The organism is Burkholderia puraquae, assembly GCF_002099195.1.
Lineage (GTDB): Bacteria > Pseudomonadota > Gammaproteobacteria > Burkholderiales > Burkholderiaceae > Burkholderia > Burkholderia puraquae.
In genome coordinates this window covers 1-784 of sequence record NZ_NBYX01000071.1, presented here as the reverse complement: position 1 = coordinate 784, position 784 = coordinate 1, and the positions used below count along the sequence as shown (strand labels likewise).

1 protein-coding gene and 1 pseudogene are annotated in these 784 nt (G+C 69.0%); both read right to left on the bottom strand.

Annotated elements, in window-relative coordinates; all coding sequences use genetic code 11:
• A pseudogene (locus tag B7G54_RS38470) lies at positions 1 to 156 on the bottom strand (OmpA family protein); the annotation flags it as partial.
• A 124-nt stretch (positions 157 to 280) separates the two neighbouring features.
• Positions 281 to 784, bottom strand: a 504-nt coding sequence (locus B7G54_RS37825) for a YadA family autotransporter adhesin (protein WP_208864980.1), incomplete at its 5' end; no start/stop codon positions are given.

Genomic DNA, 784 nt, shown 5'->3' with positions numbered 1-784 from the left:
CTGCGGGCCCGACAGCAGGCCGTGGCAGTCCACCTGGAAGGTGCGCACGCCGTCGCGCGGCTGCAGTTCGGAGGCGCTGAAGGTCGGGCCGGATGCGGTCGAGCACGCGGCGAGGGCCGTTGCGGAAAGTGCGAGCGCAAGAGCGAGTTTGTTCACGGTTACATCCTCAAAGCTTGGGTTGACTGAAGCCCGCCACGGGTTGCGCGGCGGGCTCGTCCGGCCGTCGGGGCCGCCGCGGGCCGTCCGGCTGGCGAGCCGGGCGGCCTGGCGGCGCGACGCGTTACTTCCACTGGTACAGCATGCCGGCGCCGATCACCTTCTGACCGCCGCTGAAGCCGCCGTTGATCGACGCCTTCAGGTTCTCCGTGATGCGGGCCTGCATGTTGACCGCCATCGCCTTCTGRCCGAGGAAGGTCGACGTGCCCACGCCCATCCCGAAGTTGGCGTCGCGATCGAGCTGCGGGATCGACGCCATCGCGCCGACGGCCGCGATACCCTGCTTCGCCATCTGGTCGGTCTGCTGCAGTTGCGAACCCAGCGAGTTGATCTGCGCCTGCTGGCCCGACAGTGCCGTCGACAGCGTCGTCTGCACCTGCGTCAGCTGATTCACGTTCACCGCGTCGGTGCCTTGCGTACCCGGCGCGACGTTCGTGATCTGGCGCTGCTGCGTGTCGCTGCCGACCGACACCACGTTCGAGCGGCCGCCGTCCGTCGAATTCGCGCCGATCGCCACCGAGTTCGAGCCGGCGGTGACGGTCGGGTGGTCGGTGCCGGTGCCATTCAT